This is a genomic window from Candidatus Bathyarchaeota archaeon (assembly GCA_026014725.1).
Lineage (GTDB): Archaea > Thermoproteota > Bathyarchaeia > Bathyarchaeales > Bathycorpusculaceae > Bathycorpusculum.
The window spans coordinates 150509-165939 of sequence record JAOZHV010000052.1 but is presented as its reverse complement, the minus strand read 5'-3'; the positions used below and the strand labels follow the sequence as shown (position 1 = coordinate 165939).

The 15431-nt window shown below is 44.5% G+C and carries 15 protein-coding genes and 1 tRNA gene; 4 read left to right on the top strand and 12 right to left on the bottom strand.

Annotated features, from left to right (window positions below; translation table 11 throughout):
* Window positions 1-131: 131 nt before the first annotated feature.
* The 6 genes from NWE95_11280 to NWE95_11255 all read right to left on the bottom strand — a co-directional run bounded on the left by NWE95_11280 (window position 132) and on the right by NWE95_11255 (window position 8145).
* Window positions 132-974, bottom strand: a complete 843-nt coding sequence (locus tag NWE95_11280) for a metallophosphoesterase (protein ID MCW4004480.1) — start codon at window positions 972-974, stop codon at window positions 132-134.
* Window positions 974-1798, bottom strand: coding sequence for a fructose 1,6-bisphosphatase (locus tag NWE95_11275; protein MCW4004479.1), 825 nt, complete (start codon window positions 1796-1798; stop codon window positions 974-976). Before NWE95_11275 ends, NWE95_11280 begins: the two co-directional genes overlap by 1 nt.
* A 108-nt stretch (window positions 1799-1906) precedes the next feature.
* Window positions 1907-3019 carry a DNA topoisomerase IV subunit A gene (locus NWE95_11270; protein MCW4004478.1) on the bottom strand — a complete coding sequence of 371 codons (1113 nt, stop codon included), beginning with the start codon at window positions 3017-3019 and terminating at the stop codon, window positions 1907-1909.
* Window positions 3000-4526, bottom strand: a complete 1527-nt coding sequence (locus NWE95_11265) for a DNA topoisomerase VI subunit B (GenBank protein ID MCW4004477.1) — start codon at window positions 4524-4526, stop codon at window positions 3000-3002. Before NWE95_11265 ends, NWE95_11270 begins: the two co-directional genes overlap by 20 nt.
* 247 nt (window positions 4527-4773) lie before the next feature.
* Window positions 4774-5133, bottom strand: a complete 360-nt coding sequence (locus NWE95_11260) for an endonuclease domain-containing protein (GenBank protein MCW4004476.1) — start codon at window positions 5131-5133, stop codon at window positions 4774-4776.
* Between the two features lie 651 nt (window positions 5134-5784).
* Window positions 5785-8145 carry an AAA family ATPase gene (locus NWE95_11255; GenBank protein MCW4004475.1) on the bottom strand — a complete coding sequence of 787 codons (2361 nt, stop codon included), beginning with the start codon at window positions 8143-8145 and terminating at the stop codon, window positions 5785-5787.
* A 641-nt stretch (window positions 8146-8786) separates the two neighbouring features.
* On the opposite strand from NWE95_11255, the gene NWE95_11250 reads away from it, so the two are divergent.
* Together NWE95_11250 and NWE95_11245 are read left to right on the top strand one after the other, a co-directional pair.
* Window positions 8787-8864: transfer RNA gene (locus tag NWE95_11250), tRNA-Pro, on the top strand.
* A 14-nt stretch (window positions 8865-8878) separates the two neighbouring features.
* Window positions 8879-9085: a hypothetical protein gene (locus NWE95_11245; protein MCW4004474.1), complete on the top strand. Its 207-nt coding sequence runs from the start codon at window positions 8879-8881 to the stop codon at window positions 9083-9085.
* Between the two features lie 135 nt (window positions 9086-9220).
* Here the strand turns inward: NWE95_11245 and NWE95_11240 are convergent, their stop codons facing one another.
* From NWE95_11240 to NWE95_11230, 3 genes are all read right to left on the bottom strand, one after another.
* Window positions 9221-9913, bottom strand: coding sequence for an ABC transporter ATP-binding protein (locus NWE95_11240; GenBank protein ID MCW4004473.1), 693 nt, complete (start codon window positions 9911-9913; stop codon window positions 9221-9223).
* The gene (locus NWE95_11235) at window positions 9906-11279 is read right to left on the bottom strand and encodes an FtsX-like permease family protein (GenBank protein ID MCW4004472.1); all 1374 of its coding nucleotides are present in this window, start codon (window positions 11277-11279) and stop codon (window positions 9906-9908) included. The genes NWE95_11240 and NWE95_11235 overlap by 8 nt, the downstream gene beginning before the upstream one ends.
* A 141-nt stretch (window positions 11280-11420) precedes the next feature.
* A complete protein-coding gene (locus NWE95_11230; protein ID MCW4004471.1) occupies window positions 11421-11837 on the bottom strand; it encodes a winged helix-turn-helix domain-containing protein in 417 nt (138 codons plus the stop codon).
* A gap of 255 nt (window positions 11838-12092) precedes the next feature.
* On the opposite strand from NWE95_11230, the gene NWE95_11225 reads away from it, so the two are divergent.
* Together NWE95_11225 and NWE95_11220 are read left to right on the top strand one after the other, a co-directional pair.
* Window positions 12093-12491 (top strand): hypothetical protein, encoded by a 399-nt coding sequence (locus tag NWE95_11225; protein ID MCW4004470.1) that lies wholly within the window; start codon window positions 12093-12095, stop codon window positions 12489-12491.
* A gap of 175 nt (window positions 12492-12666) precedes the next feature.
* Window positions 12667-12828 carry a hypothetical protein gene (locus NWE95_11220; protein ID MCW4004469.1) on the top strand — a complete coding sequence of 54 codons (162 nt, stop codon included), beginning with the start codon at window positions 12667-12669 and terminating at the stop codon, window positions 12826-12828.
* 13 nt (window positions 12829-12841) lie between these two features.
* Here NWE95_11220 and NWE95_11215 read toward each other — a convergent pair whose 3' ends face one another.
* From NWE95_11215 to NWE95_11205, 3 genes are read right to left on the bottom strand one after another with little or no spacing between them, the layout of a single operon-like run.
* Window positions 12842-13438, bottom strand: a complete 597-nt coding sequence (locus NWE95_11215; GenBank protein MCW4004468.1) for an HAD hydrolase-like protein — start codon at window positions 13436-13438, stop codon at window positions 12842-12844.
* Window positions 13423-14514, bottom strand: a complete 1092-nt coding sequence (locus tag NWE95_11210; GenBank protein ID MCW4004467.1) for a hypothetical protein — start codon at window positions 14512-14514, stop codon at window positions 13423-13425. The genes NWE95_11215 and NWE95_11210 overlap by 16 nt, the downstream gene beginning before the upstream one ends.
* Window positions 14514-15314, bottom strand: coding sequence for a hypothetical protein (locus NWE95_11205; protein MCW4004466.1), 801 nt, complete (start codon window positions 15312-15314; stop codon window positions 14514-14516). Before NWE95_11205 ends, NWE95_11210 begins: the two co-directional genes overlap by 1 nt.
* Window positions 15315-15431: the final 117 nt, after the last annotated feature.

Below are 15431 nucleotides of genomic sequence, written 5' to 3'. Positions count from 1 at the left end.
GCGCGAATGTCTACTGCGTAAATTAAGGAAAATGAACCTACGTACAAACTAAGTTTTGAGATGTACGTGGTATTATCCATCAGCAGACCAGCGTTGGGATGTACGTAGTAGTAACCTATTCCTATTTGTCTTTATAGTTTCCTTAGCTGGTTTAGAGTCCCAAGGTAAGTGCCATCCAAAAGATACAATTCAGCGTCATCCACATCGATTGCTTCCGAGCGCAACACAGGTCCAATGAGGGCTTCCGCTCCGATTTCTTTTCGTGGTTTTGTTTCGTTTACTGGTCTGCCACCCAAGAAATCGCTGAAACTGGGCATAATAATCAGTTCATTCGCTTTTGGTTTAACGTTGTAGTGCTTCTGTAGTGTTTGGGCAACTGAACCCTCGATTTTTATGCCGTGTTTTTGCAGGAGAATTTTTGCTAAGGCTTCGGCTTTGCAACCTGCTCTCATCCAGACTTGCCGTGTAATCTTAAAGCCTGCTGGGTCACGGAAAACAACCACTGGATGCAGGTGCCCCATAGCCAGCGTTTTACAGCCAAGTATGGCTGGAGAAGGCCATTTGTGTCCATGAAAAACTCCGACATCACCGATAACGGTTCCTGTTGCAGGCAAGAGCGAGATTTTCTCTGGCAAGAGTGGTTCAAGGTTAGCGTCATGGTTACCACGTACAATGGCTATGTCGCTGATGTGGTCTTGCAGTTTGGCAAAAAAGTCAGGGATGTCCTGCCATTCACCCAGTTCGCTGGAAACAACAGTGTACTTCACGTCACCAAGAATAACCAGCTTGTCAGGCTTGTACTTGGTAATAATCGAGATGAGCTTGTTTAGGATTTTCTGGGTTTGGCTTGGCACATGGATACCTTTTTCTTGCAGAGAGTTTTCCCAGCCCAGATGAGGATCAGCGATAAGGAGTGTTCTGGTTTTTTCGGTTTTTATGAGGGCTGCAGGGTGAGGCAAGAGCAAATTCAGCATTAGGGTTTTACCAAATTTAAGATTTTTTTGTGAAGCTCCGCGTTGCCTGAAGCAATAAAACTCAGGCTCTGTTTAGGGTCAAGCCCAACGTTTATTTCTTTATTGTCTGCCGTGCTTACTATTCCACCGGCTTCTTTAACGATAAGAAAGCCAGCGGCAACATCAGTCGTGCGAATTTTCCCCCGCAAATCAATGAAGGCATCTGTTGAGCCATCTGCAACGTAGCAGACTTCTAGGGCGTTGGCGCCAAAATGTCGAATGTGCCTTGTCTTCTCGATTAGAGCACTAACCTTAGGAAGCATGGGTTTGGCTTGATAATTGTTTATGTCCAAGCCCAAGCATGCTTCATCCAAAGAGGTGTTTTTTGATGTTGAGATTCTTTCGCCGTCACGGTAGGCGCCTTCTCCTTTAAACGCTGTATAAGTTATACCGTGGGCGAGATCAGCAACCAAAGCAGCATAAACATCGGCAAGTTCAGGCTTATGTGAAACCGCGATAGAGGAAGCGTAAAAGGGCAACCCATGCATCAGGTTCGTTGTGCCGTCAATAGGGTCAACGGTTACATAACACTCTTTGGCTGAGTTGCCGAACTCTTTTATGCCTGACTCCTCGCTGACCAGCGTGAAAGAAACACCGTGTTGCTGTAACGTTTTAATGATTGCCGTTTCCGCGGCTAAATCCACGGGTTTCACGGCGTCTCCGCCAGCGCCTCTGCCTAAGTCAGGTTGCGGTTGACGCAGAGTTGTTAAGTGTGGGATGATGCCTGCTTCTATCTGGGTTTTGCATTCTTTAAAGATTAGTTGCCAGTTGATTTGTTTTTTCATTGCTTGACCTTCAGCTTTTACTATTTACTGTCGAGTTGATAAACTCTTATCGTGTGAAAGGTAGTGATGTGTAATTTAAGTCTAAATATGGTAAAAAAGTGCAAAGAATTACTTTTTCTTGCCGTTTGCGCCGTTTGGCTGCTGCTCCAGTTTAGTAGGCAAATACTCATCTACAATGTAAGTTAAGCCATAGCGGCTGAAAGCCTCAAGTTCCGTCTTACGCCTAATCTTGAGGGCTAGTTTAATTTCGCGTTGCCAAACGGGGTCGTTTTGGTATCTTGGGTCTTTCTGCAGTTCATAGAGACGTTTGATGTCCACTTCATCTAGCGGATCAGTAGGCAACTTGTATTCGATGATGTCACTTGCCCAAACTCCACTCCAAACAGCGTCTGGCGTGTTTAAGTCTCTTAAGTGGGCAGCATTGGCTGAACCTGAGATGATGACTTGGGCGATGTGCATGCCCCAAGGGTCGCCATCGGTCAGTATGTATACGGGGAGACCAAGCTCGTCGTGCAGTCGGCGTATGAAACTGCGGGTTTGTCTTGGCGCTTGTCCACCGCATGAGATTAACAACGATTTGTGTTTGGTGTGGACGTTTTCTTCGATGAATCTGGTGAAGAGCGCGCCTTTCTCGATGGCTATGACTTTGTCAGCGCTGGTTTTTATGAACTCTGCAGAAGTTACGGCGGGTCCAATGAGTACGCCGTCAGGATGATTGGTTAAATTCACCGTTTTGCCTTCATAGCCGGGAACAGTATAGCCAATGTCGAGGTCGCCGAAAATTGCGCTGCGTTCTTCGGGAAATATGCTGAAGTCTTCTCGTGCAAAACCTGTAAGAGTTTCTAGGTCTGTGATTATGTTGTTTGATTCTTGCTGGTCAGCAAATGTCATTTCGTACGCTTGCGCGGAGTAGTAGACATCTCTTAACGTTGAGGTTTTACGCTGACTAGTAAGTTCATTACTAAACATTGCAACCCAAGCAAGCTGGGTGAAGGGTTTAATGTGGCGGATGTTTCTGGCACTTCTGTCAACACTTTTTTCGCCAAGGATGTATTGGCGCAGAGATGGATCGTATGTGATGTTTTCAGTGGAGCGGCTGGGCATTGTTACTGTTGGGAATACACCTTGGTTGAGTTGATTATAAATCGAAGCACCGAAGGTCTTAAGTCCTCTGAGGACCTCTTGTTTTTTTTCAGTTATCTTAACTTTCTTCTGCTCCATATTTTTGCACACTCTTTAGGAGTTTTTCTATATCTGGAACTTTCTCTTCCTGCGCCAAAGTGGTTGCGAACTGAGCAATTTTCGGAAGATATTTACTGAAGATTCCCAGCCGCTTCTTTTCCATGTGCACATGCTCTTGGCGACTGAGGAAATGCTGAAGTTGACGAGCAACTTCACGTAGAGAATTCGCAACTTCTCTGCGCACTTCAGGTCGGTCAGCAATGAATTCTTTCCCAACAGTTTTGTAGGGCACTTTAGTACTGCAAATGTGGACTACAATGGCGATTGGCATGTCTGGTGAAACCTTGTAGCGTCGCCAATTCATGGTAGAGATTACGCGGTAAGAAACATCGCTTGCTTCATCATAAAGTAAGGGGATTTTGTTGGCAAAGCGGTAGATTACAAAATTCTCCCGTTTGGGTACCTCGCCGCCGTATGCCATCGCCATCTCTATGATAAATGGATGTCCAGCGTACGTGGCCGGTTTGCGCTGGTGCACAACGAGGTATTCTGGTTTAAGTTCCTTCGTGACACCCGCTTTGAGCAATTCCTCGCCTAATGGTGAGAGGCAACTGGCGTCCGGTGGAAGGAACTCCTTGAATTTCTTCAGGTTCTGCATCAAGCGGACTATTTCTTCATGAGATAATTTTTTGGGGTTTTTCGTGGGAGGTAATGCACTGAATTCGAGGAATTTTTGTGCAGTAATGTCTCCAACTCGGTGAAAATGACCCTTTAGAAAATCAGTCATAGTTTTGTATGACGTTATCTGGATAAGACGCTGAAGCAGTTCCACGTCAACACCGTATGGGTGCGGCATGGTTTCTTTGGGAGGCTCAGGCATTTTTGTGGTGGCGCGAGTGAACTTGTAGAGCCTTCCTTTAGGGTCAACGAATGTCAAGTTGGCGTATGGGTTAACCATGGCGGTCTGCTTGAAATACTCTAAAATTTTTGGCATAGCCCGCAGGTAATCGCCTTCGAGGGTAAATTCGACGATGGTGCCATGCCAGTTGTCCTTGTTAATGAGGACTTTTCGGTCAAGGATTATGGGGCGGTTGCGCTGGATGTCAATCATCAGTTTGAAACTGTAAATTTTCGTTTGCCCAGTGCAAGACGTTATAAACGCAGGTTGATGAGTCGTAATTTGCCCGTATAAAACTGCCATTTTTCCGCCTAAACCGAACGTTCCACGCATTTGTTTTAGTTTGTATTTGCTTCCGTAGAGAACCTGCCCAAAAGCTGAAGGAATGAAACGAGGTTGTATTCCGCTACCGTTATCTTGAACTCTTAATCGGTAGATTTGCGTGTCTTTAGTAGCTTCTCCTTCGAACGACAATCGCACATAAATGTCTGGAGGAATTTTTTGGCTTTCAGCTGCATCGAGCGAGTTTTCCACGATTTCTCGTATAGCAACGAAAATTGCTCGTGATGGGTTTGTTAAGCCTGCAATGTCTCGGTTACGGTAAAAAAAATCTGATGCGCTTATTTCTTCAAAGGTTGCTTGAGCCACTTGCTGCTTACACCACTTTCCCCGTTTTTAGTTTTACAATTTGTTTAGGTATGTGGTTGCTGGTTCTTTAAGTTAACTGCAATTTGAGTAATAAAACCTTGTTTACAAAAGACGAAAATTGCTATGTGTATGGTTACTTTTACCGTGAACCTGTCAAATAACACATTTTTCAAAAAAAGGTTGCTCGGTAACACGAAATCATCTGCAGATATGTTGTAATGTGAACCTGACCCTTGACAAAACCCGTTTACTCAATGTCTTCCTCGTCAATGTTCAAAAAACGTTTTATCGTCAAAACTATCTCTTGCAAACCTTGCTCGGTTAAAGGCGGCTCATACGGAATCCTAAGCACATCCCAGCCTTGAGCCTCCAAGAGATCAAAAATCTCGGCATCCCGCTGTTGCTGTTTATCGCTGGAATGAACTGGAAGTCCATCTATATAGACGATTTTCTTCTTGTTTATCCAGCAAAAGTCAGGGATAGTGGTTTTCAGGATGATGGGTTTTTGGGTTACCATGCCATTGGTTAATCCAGCAACGCTTAGGGCTTTGAATATTTCGATTTCTGCCTTGCTGACCTTCGGATGCATGTTTGCCTTATAACTCAACGTTAGCTTCCCAGCATTATGATTGCAGCTAACCCTTATAAATTCTATAGAAAAAACCAACTAAACATATATGCAACTGCTGTAACCAAAAGTAGGCTTGGCAGACCACCCAAGTTTAAGACGAGAACGCGAATCAAAAATAGTAACCCTAATCCTTCTTTAGGGTGTCTGGGCGACGCGCGTCCCGTTTAACGGTGGTCTGCCAAGCATGGGTGTACCTCTTGGATGGCTATTTCTCGCAAAATAACAACTCTTCGCCAACTATAAATGGAATTGTGGTTGTATGACATCAGCCAACAAGCATGTATTATTAGTGATACTATTATGTAATTTCCTGTTCCTTTTCAAAAATGGCTGGCATGAAGCTAAAGTCCGCTTTGTTTTTTGTATTATGCTTCTTCTGTTTTGCTCTCCGATTATCGCCAAAGAAACTCATGCACCATCCTATAATGAATATAGGGATGAATATGGGGAAAAGCAGAAGCCTGAGGCGTTTATGCTTGCTTTTCAAGGGTACACCACTGCATTGTAATGGTTGAAAGCAGTAAAAAAGCTTTTGATTATTAAGAATTAAGATTTAATATCAACAGTTAGAAACAACATTTTCGTCAAATAAGGCAATTAACGAAGCTGATTTTTGCCAATAGTTCATTAGCTTTCCATTTTTTTGGTTTGCACCTCAAAAGACAGGTATCCTTTGAGTCTATCAGCCATCTCTCTGAGCTGCTTATCCACAAGGTAATTAACTGTCCCTTCTTCAAAGCCGCCTTCTGGTTGCCTCTGCCCAGCTTTGGTTCCAGTAAGCAATTCTATACCTTCATCGATGGTTTTTACTGAGTATATGTTGAATTTGCCAGCTTTTACAGCGTCAATGACTTCTTCTTTTAGCATAAGGTTTTGCACGTTGCTTTCAGGAATCATAACGCCCTGATCGCCAGTTAGCCCTTTAGCTTTACATACTTCAAAGAATCCTTCAATTTTCTCGTTCACGCCGCCGATAGCTTGGACTTCACCTTTCTGGTTAACGGAGCCTGTCACCGCAATGTTTTGTTTAATCGGTAGACCAGACAACGCTGACAGGAGAGCGTACAATTCTGTGCTTGATGCACTATCGCCCTCAACTCCCTCATAGTTTTGTTCGAAAACCAACCGAGCGGAAAGACTCAACGGCTTATCGCGCGCATACTTGTCGTTGATGTAACCGCTTAGGATCAGCACACCTTTAGTGTGGATTGGACCACCCATTTTTGATTCTCGCTCGATGTCGATTACGCCTTCTCTGCCTAAGCCGATGCTTGCTGTTACGCGTGAGGGGTTCCCAAAGGCGAAGTCGCCTAAGCCCATGACTGCTAACCCGTTGACTTGGCCAACTTTTTCTGCAACGGTGTCTATTAGGAAGAATCCTCTTTGTATCATTTCTTGGATTTTTTCTTGTATGAGTTTTGAGCGGTAGATTTTTTCTTCTATGGCTTTCTTTACGTGTTCGCCTGTTATGTGCTGGGAGTTTTCTTGTGTGGCATAATAGTTTGATTCTCGGATGATGTCGGCGATGTTGGAGAATTGAGTTGACAGTTTGTATTGGTCTTCGACAATTCTTGAACTGTATTCAACAAGTTTGGCTAATCCTGAGCCATCAAGGTGCTTGAGGTTTTCTTTTTCGCAGAGCATGCAAACAAAAGCCGCATACTTTTTGATTTTTTCTTCTGTTCGGGGCATCGTTGTGTCGAATTCTGCTTTGATTTTGAAGAGCTCTCGAAAGTCAGGGTCAAGCTGGAAAAGCATTTGGTAAATGTAGGGGTTACCAATGAGGATTACTTTGGCGGTTAATTTTATGGGTTGCGGCTTGAGGCTTTTAACGCTCAGAAAGCCGTAGCGTTCTTCTGGTTCTTCTATGACTATGCTTTCGTCTTTTAGGTCTCGTTTTAAACCGTCATATGAGAAGGGGTTTCTTAACAGGTCCTCAACTGGAATTATAAGGTATCCACCGTTTGCTTTATGTATTGAACCACCTCGAATCATAGTAAAGTCTGTTGTGAGCGCACCAAACTGGGCTTCTTTTTCTGTTTTGCCCAAAAGATTGTGGTAAGTCGGATTGGTTTCCATAACTACTGGCGCACCCGTGGTTTCCGAGTTGTCGATGACAACGTTGACTTCGTATTTTCTGAATGGTTCTTCGCGCATCCATGGCATCTGGAGGGAAAGTTGCTGTTTTCGTTCTCCTCTTCCTACAAACTGCTGTAGATTGTCTAGGATATCTTTTTCTACAGCCTTAAGGTAAGCTGTAACTTCAGATAGAGCCTTGTATTTCTCCATGAGATTCTGCACTTGGTTGCCGATGGCGTAGAGGGCAACTTCTTTGTTTAGCTTGTTGAGGGCTTCATGGATTTGCCTTTCCATGTCAATGAGTTGTCTCATGGTGTTAGTGAACTCTTTCTCGAGATGTTCGCGTTTTTCCTGAAGCCTGTTTTTCATGCTTTGGGGTAAGGCTAGAATTTCTTCTTCGCTTAGTGGTTTGCCGTCTAAAACTGGGATGAGCAGGATGCCGATGGGTGTTGTTTGGATTACGAATCCTTCGTGTTGGGCTTTTGCGTTTAGTTCTTGGATTAGTTGTTTTCTTTGGTTTTCGAGTCCTTTGAGTGTTGATTCTCTTCTGGCGATGTAGTCTTCGCTTTCAAAAGCCTTTGGCAGTGCAGTTCTTATGTTTTCGATAAAGTTCTTCATGTCTTCTTTGAATTCTTTGCCCTTTCCCGCTGGCAGTTGAATAGCTTTTGGTTCATATTGATCGCTGAAATTGTTTACGTAGCACCAGTCTGGCGGAACAGGCTGTGTTTTAGCTTGGGCTTCAACGAAGTTTTTAGTGGCGGTTTTTCTTCCTGTGCCGGGGTAACCTGCAACGTACATGTTAAAGCCGTTATTTTTGATGCCGAGTCCAAATTTGAGAGCGCGAACGGCTCTTTCTTGTCCGATAATTTCGCTTAGGGGTTGCAGGTTTTTGGTTGATTCGCACTGCATAAAACTTGCATCACAAACGTTTCTCAATTTCTCTATTGGTAACTTGTTGACCAAGACAAAATCCTCTCCGCGGTGACTACTTGAAAAAAGTCTTTTTAACTTTTAAGTGTTTTTGGAGCGGGGTTGAGCTAGCTGTAATTTTATAGTTATAGCCCCTTATTTATACTTCAAATGGTCGCAGTTTTATCGCACTGCAATTACCATCCTCCTATATGAAGAGGTTTTTGGTGGTGAGGTTTGAGTAGTTTAGAGTAAAGGCTGTTCTGGGCGGAGCGGTTGGATAAGGTTACGTGGCAGAGAAAAGGGCGGTTTTGTGTTTAGTGGTAGCCTTTGTCTTGGTGTTTTTTAGCGTGCAGGCATATGGTTGCGACTGATGCGCCGATTGCTACTCCTAAAAGAGCGGCCATGATTATTGTTTTTCCTTTATGATGCATTAAAATTCACCATTTAAGAAGGCGGAGGGGAAATCTAATAAATGTATGTTGTTGCATGGTGAGGAAACAAGTTGTTGATTAGTGGTTGTTTTGGTTTTTGTGGTGTTTGTGTGTTTGGGTGTGCGGTTGGTTGATGTTGTTTTTGTTTTGGTGGTTGACAAGGTTTTTATGGTTCTTGCGAAATTATTGTTGTCTGCGACACGGTTTGGGGCTGTCGGCTAGCTTGGTCTAGGCTTGTAGACTTGGGCTCTATAGACTCCGGTTCAAATCCGGGCAGCCCCACCACTTGTTTTCGGTTTTTGTTTTTTCTAGTAGTAGAAGAAGAAAGTAGCTTCCTTGCTCATCATCTTCCAGCGGGTTTATCTGCGCATTGCTTTTTTGTGCCTGCGTCTGGTTTGGATTACTTGTTGGTTGTGGACGCAGTACAAGTAGCGGTAAGCGCCCTTGGTTTAGGTTTGGCTTTCTTGGGCGCGGCTGAAAAACGGCAGGAACTTAACCCCCCTTAAGTACTTAACCCACTTAAGTAAAATACAAAACTACAGCAAGTTCAGCATGGCTTTACGAGCCAAAGAGCACTGATGCCCACCATTGGTTTCAAAATCCCCGCGAGTTGTGATTTGTTTTGTTGCTCAAGCACTGTTTTATGAGCCCTGTTTTTCTTGGGTTATTTTTCCCTCATTTAACAAGAGCATCCGTTCTGTATGTGCCGCAACCTGCTCGTCATGCGTCACCATCAAGATGGTTGTGCCCTGTGTCTGGTTTAGCTTTGCCAGCAACTTGACGATTTCCTGTTTGTTGGCGGCATCCAAGTTGCCCGTGGGCTCGTCAGCTAAAATTATGGCTGGGTCGTTGGCTAGTGCTCGTGCAATTGCGACCCGTTGTTGTTCTCCTTGGCTTAAATGTTGGGGTCTGTGTTGTTCTCTTCCAGATAAACCAACGGTATTGAGTAGTTCGAGTGCTCTCTGTTTTCGTTGCCCTTTGAACTTGCTTGCTAACTCCATTGCTAGCTCGACGTTTTCCCTTGCGTTTAGATAGGGTAGCAGGTTGAAGTTTTGGAATACAAAGCCTATTTTGTCTCGTCGTATCTTGTATAGCTCTGATTCTGGCAGATGGGCAATGTCTATGTTGTCTATGGTTATTTTGCCGTCTGTTGGTTTGTCCATGCAGCCGATAAGATTTAGCAGAGTAGTTTTGCCTGAACCGCTAGGTCCCATGATGGCTGTGAACTCGCCTCGTTTAACCTCAAGGTCTAAGCCGTTTAGAGGTTGTATTTTGCGTTTGCCAAGCGTAAATGTCTTGGATAGGTTTTCGATTTTTACAACTGTCTCAATCATTGCGCATCGCCTCCGCTGGACGGATTTTTGCTGCTCTCCATGCCGGATAGAGGCTGCCAAGCGCTCCCAGCGCCAATGCAATACCCAATCCAGCAAGGATAAGCTCGGGGGTTATTGTAATAGCAAGGGGTACCGCCACATCTTGTCCATCTACAGTTATCAAATCGACTCCATATTGGTTTAGACGTGGCAGAAGCAGGGTTCCTATTGCTGATGCACCAACTGTACCGATGACTATACCGATTACGCCAGCGATTAGGCTCAGAAGTGTGCCTTCAATCATGAATTGCCCCAGAATCATTCTGTTGCTTGCGCCCATAGCTTTGAGGGTTCCGATTTCTCTGGTCCTCTCTCGAACATTATACATCATGACAAGCAGTATTATGGCGATTTGAGCAGCCACCACGATGCCTATAATCAGTATACCGGTGTTTTCTATATTCCTCATTTTAGCTTGTGCTGTTTGCATCTGCCGCGTCCATTGTTCTTGGGCATCTAAAATATTGTTTATCAACGCTTTATTAGTCTGAATATCAAGCTGGGAATATTCAGTTTTGATTTTACTCTCGACTGTCTCTACGTTTTCTACACTATCAGCAAAAACTACGAGGGTTAGTGCTTGCCCCGTTGTGTTGGTGATTTTTTGGGCATCCTCAAGATTCATGTACATATCAAACTCTTGGCCGCCTGATTTTCTCGTTCCCTGAATGCCTACTACCGTAAAGTTTTGCCCTAAAATGTTAACGGTGTCGCCAACGCTGGCGTTAAAGTAATGAGCAATAAAATCCTGCAAAACGACGACGCCATGGTCTCCAGCCTCTAGGTTTCTGCCAGCGGTAATATTTGCTCTTGTGCTGAAAGTCGCTGTGGCCGTTGAAGGAATAACCGAGGGAAACCTTTCGAGATAAGAGGCGTCTAAAGGTATTCCCCAAATGTTCATGAAGCCCACGTAGTTATATCCATTGTAAGTGGCATTGAAGAAAAAGTTCTCCTCATCTGGTATCCAATAATACATTATAGGTATAACGTCGGCGATTTCTGGGATAGAGGTAAGGTTAGCGTAGTCAGATATGTTCAAAAATGGCGTTACCATCATAGTCATATTTTTGTATGGTCCTTGATTATGGAGAAATTGTAATTGTAGAGAGCAGTCCAGTTGGGTTGCAGTGATATTCATAGCCTGATTATTGCTGTCGATGACGCCAAATATTTCGTCCAGCACCCCCTGGTTGCCTTTCTGGTTTGCGACGATGTTTGGCGGCAAAGAAATTATTATCGCCAAAGCCAAACTCAACACTACAATCAGCAAGAACGCTCTTGCTTTTCTTCTGGATATGTTTCTTGTGGCTCTTGTTAAGATTCCCATCTTCTCTCGTTCCCCAGCTTTTCTATGAAAGCTATATTAAATTATTATTTCTACGGTCTAGGCGATTTTGTACTACGGTTTAGTACAGTCACTTGACTGCCAAAAATACAGGTTATCGTGAACCTGTCATGCATGGACTTGTTATAGGCTACCCCTACGCCAGACTTTGATTGTTTCATATCCGAAAATCACTATAAAGACCAGTGCGGCGACGACTGAGATTGCATACGCGAGGGTGAAAATCGGCTCAAGAACCACAAGCTCCAGCGCTAAAACCCCAACGGCAAATATGAGGTAGAAGAAGTGCCGGGGAATTAGGAAGCTACTGATTTTTACACAGTTCTGCAGCTCCACGCGGTTGATTACGTAGTCGCCCCATTCTCGTTTGACAAGGCACGCCTCCTCCAATCTGGCGAGGTGATGCTGGGCTATTGAGGGACTGCTGAGTTTTAGGATGCGCTGGATTTCTCTGATGCCCAGCGGCTTGTTGGCTTTGAGCAGTAAACGGTAGATGTCAAGGGCTGTTCCCTTTAGAGTCTCGGATTCTTTTTCAACCATATTTATTTCCCCTCGAAAAGTAGTTACAGCACTATCCTTTATGCATTTTTCGCACCCTAAAATCGCTGACTGCGCAGACTTACAAGGCAAGTTGCCCTGTTGCCAAGGTCGCTGATTCAAGTCCCGACTTGACCCACAAATAACATTTGTTGCTTTTCCATGATGGTTCCAGAAATTGGACGGTTTGTTCGCATGCTTGGTGCTAAATACCCAGTCACCCTCTACTTCTAACAAGCAAAAACCGAGGAATAAATAATGCGAAAAACAACCCTGCTCGTCATATCACTGTTCGCAACAGTTCTCTTGAGTAGCGCCTTATTTTCAGTGGCAGCAGCCCAAGAAGAAGCAGGAACAGATGAAGAGCCAAACCTTATAGCTCCTGCACCTGATTCCACACCGAACCCTGACGTGCCAGAAAAAATCGCGCCTGACGAAAACTCAACAATAACACAGGATGACAAAATCTATCAACTATACCAAGACGGACGTGAATCCGCTGATGACGCTCAAGTGCCCGGTGCTGAAAATGAAGCCAACTTGATAGCGACAAACACAGGCGCTCTTGACAATACTCTGCCCCTCATGGTAGGGGGAGTACTATTAGCTGTCGCTTTTGGCGGAGTAACAGGTATAGTCTACTATCGCAAGAGCTGAAACGTAAAATCCCTTCCAATTGTTATCCCTCTTTTTCTTTTTTCTAAACGCAAATTTTGGGCTTAGCACTTGCTTTTTAACGGTTGGTTGTTGGCTACGTACAGTCACATACTCTTAATAATCATTCAACCAGCTATGTGTCTGTTTTAGCAACCAGACCTTTGGAGGTGAAGTTTTGCCTGAAAGTGATGAACTCAAACGCACGGCACCTCGCGTAACTATTCCAGAGCCTGAAATGACCAAGGACAAGAAGTTCAAGTGCCCCATAGACCAAGAAGTTTACGATAACCGCGAAGACTATGAGACGCACTGCAAAGAAGAACACGACGTACTCTAAACGCGAGCCTGTTCTAAGAAATCAAATTACCTATTTTTAATAAACCCAAAATCCTATTCCACGTGTGCTTGGTTTTTTTAGGACTCGCATTCCTGTCAAAGAGAAAACAAACCACACCCAGTTTCCTGCATACACCGATGTTTTTCTTAGAATCCTCAATCAACAAAACCTCGCTTGCAGTGATTCCCGTTTGTTTTAGGATGCACTCAACTTGGGTTCTTTTGCTTGGGCACCTATCGCGTGTTATGATATCCTCAAAATAGCCTGCCAACCCATGCATGTTCAGAAAGGTTTCAACTACCTTGCGACTCTGCATGGAAACCATGAAGATTTTAATTTTTTCTTCTCGGATTTTTTGGAGAAACTCTTTGATGCTTTGCTTAGGCTGCGTTTTCTTTATGGCATCCAGTTCCAGCTTTTCTATTTCATCGCTGATTTTTTTGAAAAGCCCAGTTTCGCCATTAGTCTCATAGAACACGTTGAGGCTTTTCACTTCGTAGCCAGCAATTTCGGACGCTCGGCGCACAGCGTCCCTCCAGTCAACATCCAGATTGGTGACTACTCCGTCAAAATCAAGAGCAACAGCTTTGATGTCTAAACTACGCGCCATGTTTTATCCCCACTTTGAAGAATTACGCCAGCATCAAGCTGCCGCACCAAATAGTAGTCCGCTGGAAACAGGTTGTAGCTGGGCAAGCCCAAATCTGCATCGCCATCGCTCAAAGCCAACTTGAGGTACTGGTAAGCTAAGTTCAACTCTGGCTTGTTGAATGCTTTTGCGAAGGCAAAGCCCCAAAGCGGCGCGGTTGTGTGCCATTTGCCATCGACTTCAGTAACCACACAGTTGCCAGAAGCATCCTCTTTGATGTCTGCTGAGAAAAACCCATGCGGCTTAGGGTCTAACGCTTTTACCGCTTCGATGCCTACCTTGTTCACTTTTTCATCAGCCACAGTTCTCGCTATTGTTGGAGTGCCAGTGATTCCTGAGAGCGAAATGTGCTTTAGGAAGTACTCAAGCCGCTCCCTCCCGTAAGAAGTTACCAAGCGTCCTTTGAACCATAAGGAATCAACAGCCAAATCCCTGCCCGGCAAAAACTCTTGAATAATAAAATCTATAACCTCGCTTCGGTGCTGAAGCCTGTTTAGTTCAACCCAATGCTTTGCCTGCTCTGGCGAATCCACCTTCAAGCCCAGCCTTCCGCCTGCTCCGCGTTTAGCTCTTATCCAAAGAGGCGCGCCGAGCTCCGAGAAGGCTCTGTCAATGTCGTCAAGAGTGGTCAACTCAACAGTTTTAGCGACTGCCACTTTCTTTTTTGAGAGGGCGCTTTGGATTTCGGTTTTGTCGGGCATGATTGATTTTGGGTTAGGCAGATAGGTCTTAACGCCCGCTTTCTTGAAAACGGAAAGATTTTCTGAAACGATGCGTGCTTCACTGCTTGGGTGAGGGTGCAAAAACTCAACTTTATGCTTCTTGATAAGCTCCAACAGCAAAGGAACAAACGCGGCATCATCATGCCTTGGAGAAACCGCTCTACCGTCTACTTGAGGAAACTGTAGAAAGTGAGGGTTGTGGTCGGTAGCGGCGATGAACATTTTTTGTTTTTGCTGTTCCTCTGCAAGCCTCAACGCTCGGACAAAGCTTATTCCGCCTGACCCACCTGACCCCGTTACCAAGATGCTTGTCATTATTTGGCTTCTCCTTTTTGTTTGACTATCTCGTAGGCTTCTATGCCCTTTAGGAACTTTATCTCTTTTGGGGCATTAGCCAGCTGCTTGATTAGTTCCCCATAGGCTCTGCCGCCCTTCATCATAACGGCGTTGTCATGCCAAAGCAACGTCAACATCTGAGCGCCTTGGGCAAACAGTTTCTCTATCGTTTTCACCATGAAAGGCACGATTGTCTCTTCAGTCAGCCCCATGTAAGTGAACAGGTAAGCATCCATAAAAGTTATCGGAAAAACAATCAACCCGCTCTTCTCCAAGAACCCGGTGTTTTTAAGGTCTATTTTCTCTTTGTTGAACGAGAGTGATGAATCATATTTGAGTCCTGCCTTAGCAAGATTCTCAAAAGTGCTGTCCAAGACTTTTAGGCAATGAACCCGCGAACCAAACACCGCCTGACCAGTAGCCTTCTCCACAAGAGCTTTTTCCTCTGCGACTTGTTCAAAAGTAGCTGTGTCGTTGCAGTGTAAACCGACTTCCCAACCACCACAAATCAGCGCATTCATCGTTTCTCTATACTGGCTTACCCCGTTGCCGTCATCATAACTTGGTCTAAAGAAAAAAGTTGAACGAACACCAAACTTTTCTTCAATCTCCATTATAGTAGGTATTCCGTAGTAAGGGTTAAAGTCCTCCTTGGTTACTTTGGCTACAATTTCTGGGGGAAACCTGTCGAGTCTGGCTAAAACATGCGCTTTCCCTGGACCGTTAAGTGGCCAATCAACATCGTGCGTAAGGATTAGGGTTCGGGTTGGTTTAGGCATGGTCTCTAGCTCTGCTTTACAGGTTCTTGGCTAATAAATAATTGGTTATGGCACTTTTTGACTTAGTGCGCTTTAGTTGCGACTACTTTAATAAAAAAGTAAGAGAGAATGAACACT

Bases quoted from the DNA above. Each gene is read 5' to 3' on its own strand.
- NWE95_11280 (MCW4004480.1), bottom strand. From the start codon at position 974: ATGCTGAATTTGCTCTTGCCTCACCCTGCAGCCCTCATAAAAACCGAA.
- NWE95_11275 (MCW4004479.1), bottom strand. From the start codon at position 1,798: ATGAAAAAACAAATCAACTGGCAACTAATCTTTAAAGAATGCAAAACC.
- NWE95_11270 (MCW4004478.1), bottom strand. From the start codon at position 3,019: ATGGAGCAGAAGAAAGTTAAGATAACTGAAAAAAAACAAGAGGTCCTC.
- NWE95_11255 (MCW4004475.1), bottom strand. From the start codon at position 8,145: ATGCAGTGCGAATCAACCAAAAACCTGCAACCCCTAAGCGAAATTATC.
- NWE95_11240 (MCW4004473.1), bottom strand. From the start codon at position 9,913: ATGATTGAGACAGTTGTAAAAATCGAAAACCTATCCAAGACATTTACG.
- NWE95_11235 (MCW4004472.1), bottom strand. From the start codon at position 11,279: ATGGGAATCTTAACAAGAGCCACAAGAAACATATCCAGAAGAAAAGCA.
- NWE95_11230 (MCW4004471.1), bottom strand. From the start codon at position 11,837: ATGGTTGAAAAAGAATCCGAGACTCTAAAGGGAACAGCCCTTGACATC.
- NWE95_11225 (MCW4004470.1), top strand. From the start codon at position 12,093: ATGCGAAAAACAACCCTGCTCGTCATATCACTGTTCGCAACAGTTCTC.
- NWE95_11215 (MCW4004468.1), bottom strand. From the start codon at position 13,438: ATGGCGCGTAGTTTAGACATCAAAGCTGTTGCTCTTGATTTTGACGGA.
- NWE95_11210 (MCW4004467.1), bottom strand. From the start codon at position 14,514: ATGACAAGCATCTTGGTAACGGGGTCAGGTGGGTCAGGCGGAATAAGC.
- NWE95_11205 (MCW4004466.1), bottom strand. From the start codon at position 15,314: ATGCCTAAACCAACCCGAACCCTAATCCTTACGCACGATGTTGATTGG.